Annotated in this window: 12 protein-coding genes; 2 read left to right on the top strand and 10 right to left on the bottom strand. The window is 54.3% G+C overall.

Going from position 1 to position 7,395, the window contains the following annotated elements; genetic code table 11:
* The first annotated feature begins 243 nt into the window (after nucleotides 1–243).
* A complete protein-coding gene (locus tag IBT47_RS09740; protein ID WP_200560263.1) occupies nucleotides 244–840 on the top strand; it encodes a Slp family lipoprotein in 597 nt (198 codons plus the stop codon).
* 34 nt (nucleotides 841–874) lie between these two features.
* Here IBT47_RS09740 and IBT47_RS09735 read toward each other — a convergent pair whose 3' ends face one another.
* Nucleotides 875–1,579 carry a pirin family protein gene (locus tag IBT47_RS09735; protein ID WP_105592045.1) on the bottom strand — a complete coding sequence of 235 codons (705 nt, stop codon included), beginning with the start codon at nucleotides 1,577–1,579 and terminating at the stop codon, nucleotides 875–877.
* Between the two features lie 127 nt (nucleotides 1,580–1,706).
* Between IBT47_RS09735 and IBT47_RS09730 the strand changes: the two genes are divergently transcribed.
* Complete coding sequence (locus IBT47_RS09730; protein ID WP_105592044.1) at nucleotides 1,707–2,609, top strand: LysR family transcriptional regulator; 903 nt, start codon at nucleotides 1,707–1,709, stop codon at nucleotides 2,607–2,609.
* Nucleotides 2,610–2,631: 22 nt separating this feature from the next.
* On the opposite strand, the gene IBT47_RS09725 is transcribed toward IBT47_RS09730, so the two are convergent.
* The 9 genes from IBT47_RS09725 to IBT47_RS09685 all read right to left on the bottom strand — a co-directional run bounded on the left by IBT47_RS09725 (nucleotide 2,632) and on the right by IBT47_RS09685 (nucleotide 7,199).
* Nucleotides 2,632–2,772, bottom strand: coding sequence for a hypothetical protein (locus IBT47_RS09725; protein WP_200560262.1), 141 nt, complete (start codon nucleotides 2,770–2,772; stop codon nucleotides 2,632–2,634).
* Nucleotides 2,773–2,930: 158 nt separating this feature from the next.
* Nucleotides 2,931–3,917 (bottom strand): glutathione S-transferase family protein, encoded by a 987-nt coding sequence (locus IBT47_RS09720; protein WP_200560261.1) that lies wholly within the window; start codon nucleotides 3,915–3,917, stop codon nucleotides 2,931–2,933.
* 75 nt (nucleotides 3,918–3,992) lie between these two features.
* Entirely contained in the window at nucleotides 3,993–4,385 is a 393-nt protein-coding gene (locus tag IBT47_RS09715; RefSeq protein WP_105592318.1) for a DoxX family protein, read from the bottom strand.
* Nucleotides 4,386–4,585: 200 nt separating this feature from the next.
* Complete coding sequence (locus tag IBT47_RS09710; RefSeq protein WP_200560260.1) at nucleotides 4,586–4,870, bottom strand: YqjK-like family protein; 285 nt, start codon at nucleotides 4,868–4,870, stop codon at nucleotides 4,586–4,588.
* Nucleotides 4,870–5,262, bottom strand: a complete 393-nt coding sequence (locus IBT47_RS09705; RefSeq protein WP_200560259.1) for a phage holin family protein — start codon at nucleotides 5,260–5,262, stop codon at nucleotides 4,870–4,872. Before IBT47_RS09705 ends, IBT47_RS09710 begins: the two co-directional genes overlap by 1 nt.
* 1 nt (nucleotide 5,263) lies before the next feature.
* A complete protein-coding gene (locus IBT47_RS09700) occupies nucleotides 5,264–5,569 on the bottom strand; it encodes a YqjD family protein (protein ID WP_200543429.1) in 306 nt (101 codons plus the stop codon).
* A 45-nt stretch (nucleotides 5,570–5,614) separates the two neighbouring features.
* Nucleotides 5,615–5,986, bottom strand: coding sequence for a DUF1090 domain-containing protein (locus IBT47_RS09695; protein WP_200560258.1), 372 nt, complete (start codon nucleotides 5,984–5,986; stop codon nucleotides 5,615–5,617).
* Between the two features lie 155 nt (nucleotides 5,987–6,141).
* Nucleotides 6,142–6,531, bottom strand: a complete 390-nt coding sequence (gene mzrA / locus IBT47_RS09690) for an EnvZ/OmpR regulon moderator MzrA (protein ID WP_105592038.1) — start codon at nucleotides 6,529–6,531, stop codon at nucleotides 6,142–6,144.
* 2 nt (nucleotides 6,532–6,533) lie between these two features.
* Nucleotides 6,534–7,199, bottom strand: a complete 666-nt coding sequence (locus IBT47_RS09685) for a DedA family protein (RefSeq protein ID WP_105592037.1) — start codon at nucleotides 7,197–7,199, stop codon at nucleotides 6,534–6,536.
* Nucleotides 7,200–7,395 lie beyond the last annotated feature (196 nt).

The following is a 7,395-nucleotide window of genomic DNA, read 5'->3' as shown; positions in this document are numbered from 1 at the left end:
ATGCCGGAAGATCTCTAAATGTGAATGGCACGATTATGCGGGATACTTACATGTCCACGACCCTCTCTATGAAAAGAACGCGGCTTAACGGTCAGCTTCAACTCATTCGATAAAACGCTCTCGACACTTAATGGCACCTTTTCCCCGCCGCCGCAGGATTTCACCCTTACAGATTATGCCATCGCTCTATAATCGCCCCATAGTCGATAACTTCAGGATTTTTTTAGCAAAAGGAAGCTGCAAATGATGAAGCTCAAAACGATCTATCGTGCATTTTTAGGTGTGGGTTTTTTGTTTACCATCGCCGGCTGTGCGGATATCCCCCATGCGATTAGAGGCAACGATCCCCAGTTAAGCACGATGACCTGGACGAAGGTCATGAACGATCCCGCGCTGTATAAAGGCCAGCAGGTCCGGTTTGGCGGGAGGGTGGTGAATGTGATTAATCACCAGGAAGAAACGCTGCTGGAAGTCGCCGTGCAGTCGCTGGATTCATCGGCTAAACCTGAACTCGATAAACCTTACCTCGGGCGAGTTATTGCACGCTATCCAGGTTACCTCGAACCGCTTTCATTCCGTAACCGGTTGGTCACCCTGCTTGGTACAGTAACCGGTACCACGAGCGGTAAAATTGGTTCTGCTAATACCCGTTTTCTGCGGATGGACCTGACCGGATACCAGATATGGCATGTTAGCGATCGGCTGATCACCACGGGCGATTGGGATTATGGTGTTGGACCATACTGGGACAACGGCTGGGATACCTCGGGTTATCCGTATGGCTGGGGATGGTATCCGCAAGATTCAACGACGATTGTCGAGCCGGTAGTAACGCGCTAGGAACTCTGCCGGGCGGCGAACTGCCCGGCAGAATTTATATCGGTAGATCAATCACCAGCGCCCGCAGCGGCGTTTCTGCCGTCAGCAGAACGCTCTCTTCTTCCCGCAGAAATGCGCCATCGCCGCAGGTGAGGGCTTCCTGCTCGTGCGAGTGGGTAACTGCCGTAAAGGCGCCGTGGATCGACTGCAAATAGGCGCGTGGCCCGTGCAGGGGAACCTGATAGCTTTCACCCGGCTGTAATACCACCTGGTGAATCCACACCTGCTGCCGGAGCTGCAGGCTGCCTTCGCTACCGTCGGGGGAAGCCAGCAGGGTACAGGTTTTATCCTCCGGTACTGCAATCCGCTGTACGCGATTATTTTCTCTTTCCGGGCAGGCATCCAGCCACAGCTGAAGCCGCGTCAGGCTGCTCTCTTTGCTAATATTGTGCTCACTGTAGCTGATCCCCGGCTGGGTGGCCAGCAGCAGCGCCTCACCGGCACGCGCCGTTTCGTGATTGCCTTCGCTGTCGCGATATTCGGCTTCACCCTGCAATATCAGGTTCAGCACGTCGACTTTCGGATAGGTTCTGGGTTGAAAGGAAGCCCCTGGTGCCAGCACTTCCTGGTTGAGTACGCGAAGTGAAGCGTACCCCAGTAATTTGGGATCGAAATAGTGACCGAAGGAGAAAGTATAGCGAGCCTGAAGCCAGCCGTAATCGGCTTTGCCACACTGTTGCGCTGTACGACTAACGATCATGCTGTTCTCCTTAGTAAATCGGGGCTGGCCCGACCATTTATTATTCGGTTATGGTAAGTTTCTGGACTGGTGAATGCCAGCCAGTTAATCTGCTCGGCATATTCAAATTTCCTGACAGAGAAAAGCTATGGCTAAAGATCGTGCTCTGACGCTTGAAGCGCTACGTGTAATGGATGCCATCGATCGCCGCGGCAGTTTTGCTGCCGCAGCCGATGAGCTGGGCCGTGTCCCTTCTGCGTTAAGCTACACCATGCAGAAACTGGAAGAGGAGCTGGACGTGGTGTTGTTTGACCGGTCCGGTCATCGCACCAAATTTACCAACGTTGGGCGGATGCTGCTTGAACGCGGGCGCGTGCTGCTGGAGGCAGCCGACAAGCTGACTACCGATGCGGAAGCGCTGGCTCGCGGCTGGGAAACGCATCTGACGATTGCCACCGAAGCGCTGGTTTCCACCGAGCTACTTTTCCCGCTGGTGGAAAAACTGGCGGATAAAGCCAACACTCAGGTTTCGCTGATGACCGAGGTGCTGGCCGGGGCGTGGGAACGGCTTGAGCAGGGGCGCGCCGATATTGTGATTGCGCCCGATATGCATTTCCGCGCCTCTTCCGAGATCAACACCCGCAAGCTTTATTCACTGATGAGCGTCTACGTTGCCAGCCCCGATCACCCGATTCATCAGGAGCCGGAGCCGCTTTCCGAAACCACCCGGGTGAAATATCGCGGTATTGCGGTGGCGGATACCGCGCGTGAAAGGCCGGTATTAACCGTAACCCTGCTGGATAAACAGCAGCGCCTGACCGTCAGTACCATTGAAGATAAACACCGTGCTTTACTGGCGGGCCTGGGCGTTGGCACCATGCCATACAGTATGGTTGAGCAGGATATTGCCGAAGGGCGTTTGCGCGTTGTCAGCCCGGAATATACCCGTGAGGTGGATATTATTATGGCATGGCGGCGTGACAGTATGGGGGAAGCCAAGGCCTGGTGCCTGCGGGAAATTCCTAAACTGCTGGCGAAGCGTCAGGGATAAAGCCCGCAGGCCCGGTATTCCTTTACGGTGCAGGCGTAGCCGAGTTTCCCTGTGAATGTTCGATGCCGGTAAACGTTGAGAACGTTTCGTAGTAGTAGTGACCCACGAAGGCGATGTAACACAGCATCACGACGGCCAGGCAGAAAGAGAGAGTCTTGATCATGGTTTCACTCCAGGAAGTTGGCTTCCGGTTAATCCGCATTTGCGTTCACATCAGTAAAGATACGTAAGTGCGAATTGGGAGAATTTGTTCCAGATCAATAAAGGATGTCGAACGTTCGGGGCGATAAAGAAAATCGCCCCGAATGTTAACGGGTGGGATCAGGGAAAGCGTTCGTCGCGCCCGTGCGGTTCGTCCCAGTTAAATGCCGGGCCTACCGAAATCACCCCGCTCGGGTTGATGGTTTTATGGCTGCGATAGTAGTGGTGGCGAATGTGAGGCAGGTTTACCGTGTCTGCAATGCCCGGCAGCTGATAAATCTCGCGCAGGAAGCCGCTCAGATTGAGGTAGTCGCCAATGCGATGCTTATCGCATTTGAAATGAGTGACATACACCGGGTCGAAGCGTACCAGCGTGGTCCACAGGCGTAAATCGGCTTCGGTCAGACGATTGCCGGTCAGATAGCGCCGCTGCCCCAGAATCTGCTCCAGACGATCCAGCGAGCTGAAAAGCGCCGTCACCGCTTCATCATAGGCCGGCTGACTGGTGGCAAAACCCGACTTATACACGCCGTTATTTACCGTATCGTAGATCCAGCCGTTCAGTTCATCGATCTCATCGCGCAGTTCAGCCGGGTAATAATCCCCGGCGCGGGCACCAACACCGTCAAATGCGCTGTTAAACATGCGAATAATGTCGGCGGATTCATTACTGACGATGGTGTGCTGATGTTTGTCCCACAGCACCGGCACCGTAACGCGGCCGGTGTAGGTCGGGTCGGCATGCAGATACAGCTGATAGAGATATTCGTTCTGATACAGGCTGTCGCCGGTGACATCGGGGAAATCTTCGTCAAACGTCCAGCCGTTCTCCAGCATCAGTGGATGAACAACCGAAACTGAAATCATCGATTCCAGCCCTTTCAGCTGGCGCATAATCAGTGTGCGGTGTGCCCACGGGCAGGCGAGGGACACATACAAATGGTAGCGGTCGGCTTCGGCGCGGAAGCCACTTTTACCGTGTGGACCGGCGCTGCCGTCGGCCGTCACCCAGTTGCGAAATACCGCTTCTGAACGTTTAAAGCGGCCGCCGGTAGACTTGGTGTCGTACCAGTTATCGTGCCATACGCCATCAATTAGCTGTCCCATCGTTCCTCCCTAAAAATGAAGGGGCGAGGATATGCTCCTCGCCCCGGATTCTTCACTGTTGTAAGTGTAGTGGAATTACCACTTTTTACCCAGCAGACGGTCGATGCTGTATGCGCCAGGTCCTACCAGGCCCAGCAGCAGGTAGCCACCGGAGATTGACAGGTTTTTCATAAACATAATGGAGTTCGGGCCTTCCGCAAAGTTAGTGTGGAAGATAAACGCCGTCAGCAGAGTAAAGGCTGCGGTAAACAGCGCGGTGAAGCGGGTCAGGAAGCCGAACAGAATGGCCAGACCGCCGCCGAACTCAAGCAGAATGGTCAGCGGCAGGAAGAAGCCCGGCACGCCCATCGCTTCCATATACTGCTGCGTACCGGCGTAACCGGTGATTTTTCCCCAGCCTGCAACGATAAACAGAATTGGCATCAGGATGCGAGCCACTAAGAAACCGGTATCTTCTAATTTTTTCATAATCATCCCCAACAAGAATTTTATGGGCCGTGCTATCAGGCGGACCCCGTTTTACTGTGGCCTGGCGCTGCTTTAGCGCTCAGTACCGTTCGTTGCTGGAGATAATAGACGGGGAGTCTGGCTATTGTAAGCGAGATAATCTGTCGAAGTTGTTCAAGAAAATTGGAAAGGATGGCCGCAAAGGGTGATGCGGCCATAATTTAGCGTTTTGGCAAGGCGTTACGCACCATGCGCCAGGTGCTCCAGGCACCAATACCGCGCTTCGCCCAGCGAGTCAGAAAGCGCGGATTACGCACCGACCAGATGGCAAAAACTCCGCTGCCAATCGCCAGATAGCGTTTGGCATTAACCAGGCTCAGCCAACCCCGATCGTAACGATCGGTGGCTTCCAGCCACTCTTTGCGCCCGGCGCTTAAATCCAGACGCTGCTGTTGAATAAGCCGCAGCAGATCGGCGGTACGTTTTTCACGGTCGCGGCGGCTCATCAGTCATCCTCCAGCAGCTGGCGATCGCTGGCAAGTTCCTTACGGGTGGCGCTGAGAAGGGTAGAACGCCGCGATTTTGCCAGCGTCCACAGGCCGAAAATCAGCGCCAGCGCAAACAGAACCCCGGTCGTGATTGCCATTGCCATCAGGCGGTATTGCGCATCAACGGCCCAGATAACCAGTACCATCAGGCTCATCAGACCAAATGCAGTGAACAGCAGGGTCAGCCCCACCATGATCATCATCTGAATCAGGTTGGCTTTTTCCGCTTCCAGCTCAACTACCGCCAGACGCACGCGGGTTTCAACAATGCCCACCAGCGTGGTGAGGATCCGCTGTCCGATATTAATGACCCCTTTACCGGGGCCATGATTTTGCTGATTATCTGCCATATTAACGACGGGTCAGCAGAACGCCCAGTACCACTCCGACCGCTGCGCCAATCCCTACGCTGGTCCACGGATTATCACGGACGTAAACGTCGGCACGGTCCGCCGCCTCACGGGTGGTTTGTGCAATACGCTCACCGGAATCACCCAGGCGTGCGCGGGTATTTTTCAGGGCGCTTTGCGCTTTACTGTGCAGTTTTTCCAGCTCGGTTTTGGATTTTTCACTGGAGGTACTGAGCACTTCTTCCAGCGTATCGGCCAGGGTTTTCAACTCGGCGCGCAGATGTTCTGACGTGGTATCTTTAGACATGGAAGACTCCTTACTTATGATTAATGTCACGGCAGACTGCCGACCTCAGTAGGGCGCAGCCTGCACTTCCTTCAGCTCACGTTGAGCGTCAGCCAGTTTCTTTTCCCGTTTGGCGATTTTCTTGCTGTCGCCACCCTCGTTTCGCTCCTGCTGCAGTTCCTGTTCCCGCTCGGTGACTTTTTTCTGATGCTGCTGAATCTTTTCCTGGTGGGCTTTGCGGACGTTTTCGTCTGAGCAGTTAGCGCGCGTTTCGGTCAGCGCACGCTCCAGACCGTTAACCTGGCGCTGGTTATTGTGCTGACGGGCGAAATCGATTTCTTTCTGAATAGCCTGCTCTTTCTGCTGACAAAGCGGCCCGGCCTGTGCCAGTGATGTCGCAGCCAGCAGGCTGATAGCAAGCGTTAAGCGGTATTTCATATGATGGTGACCTTCCTTTGCAATGACAGCCGCTGAGGGCTATCGATTTCCTGAACACAGGGCGGCGTAGGGATTTTTAAGCATAGACAGAAAACTGGAAAAGCTCAAAACAGAACGGGTATTTCCCCCTCGTTTCTCTGCGGAGTGAGGGGCGGTTACGTTCGCAGGCTGATGCGATTAACCCAGTTTGCTGCGCCATGGCCTTCCTGACGGGCAATATCGAAGCCATAAGGCAGCAGTTCACGCAGTACTTTTTCCGCCGCGTCGCTTTGTTCCTGTGAGTCGAATCTAATTACCAGTGAATCGTGGTCCGGGGTAATACTTTTAATGCGAATCCCCTGGGCGGTGAGCGACTGATAGACATAAAAGCCGTCGGGCAGACTGTTGCCCTGGCGCAGAGTGCGGATCTGCAGTGCGGCTTCGCTGCGAAACAGCGCGGGCAGCAGCGTAACGACCAGCGTCAGCGTCAGCAGCGAAGCGGCCAACAGCCCAATCCAGGGCACGATGCGCAGGAGTCTGGCCGGAAGTTTGAACAGAGAGGACATGGTTACTGGCCTCCCTGCGACGTTTTTTTCCGCCACAGTACATACAACGAGCCAAAAAGGCCGAAGACCAGCAGCACCAGCGGCAGCAGCATCAGGCAGAACATCAGCTGATCTTCATATTTACGGAACAGCGGCGTTTTGCCCAGCGCAAAGCCCAGCACGGTCAGAATCAGCACCCACAGCAGGCCGCTCATCCAGTTAAAGAACTGGAAGCGTGCATTGCTGAGGCCGGAAAGCCCGGCGATGGTGGGTAACAGCGTGCGAACAAATGCGATAAAGCGTCCAATCAGTAGCGCCGACAGGCCGTGGCGGTGAAACAGTTGGTGCGCCCGTTGATGGTACTGAGCGGGAAGATGCGAAAGCCATTTTTGTACCAGCGGCGTATTGCCGAGCCACTTGCCCTGAATATAGCTGACCCAGCAGCCAAGACTGGCGGCGGTGGTAAGGATAAACAGCGTGAGTGGAAAATTCATCGTGCCTTTCGCTATCAGCACGCCGACCAGAATCAGCAGGCTGTCACCTGGCAGGAAAGCCGCCGGAAGCAGGCCATTTTCCAGAAACAGAATCATAAACAGGATGAAGTAAAGCGCCCAGACCAGCGTCGGGTCGGCCAGCGTGACGTAATCTTGCTGCCATAAGGCGTGGATTAAATCTTTAAAAATATCCATCAATAGTCCTGAACATCATAGTTGGCCCGATTTAACGCAATTCTACATGCTGAATTCATCGTTTTAGTGATGCAGATGCTGCGGGCGGCTGAACAGCGTGGCCAGAAAAAGCATCGAAAGCTTAAAGCTTTTTACAAAGGGTAAAAAAAGAAGATAACTGTAACAAAGTTAAGCAGGTCTGGACAGGAAGAAACAC

The organism is Erwinia sp. S43 (assembly GCF_016624745.1).
Taxonomy (GTDB): domain Bacteria; phylum Pseudomonadota; class Gammaproteobacteria; order Enterobacterales; family Enterobacteriaceae; genus Erwinia; species Erwinia coffeiphila.
The sequence above is the reverse complement of the archived record's forward strand: the minus strand, read 5'-3'. Positions and strand labels throughout refer to the sequence as shown.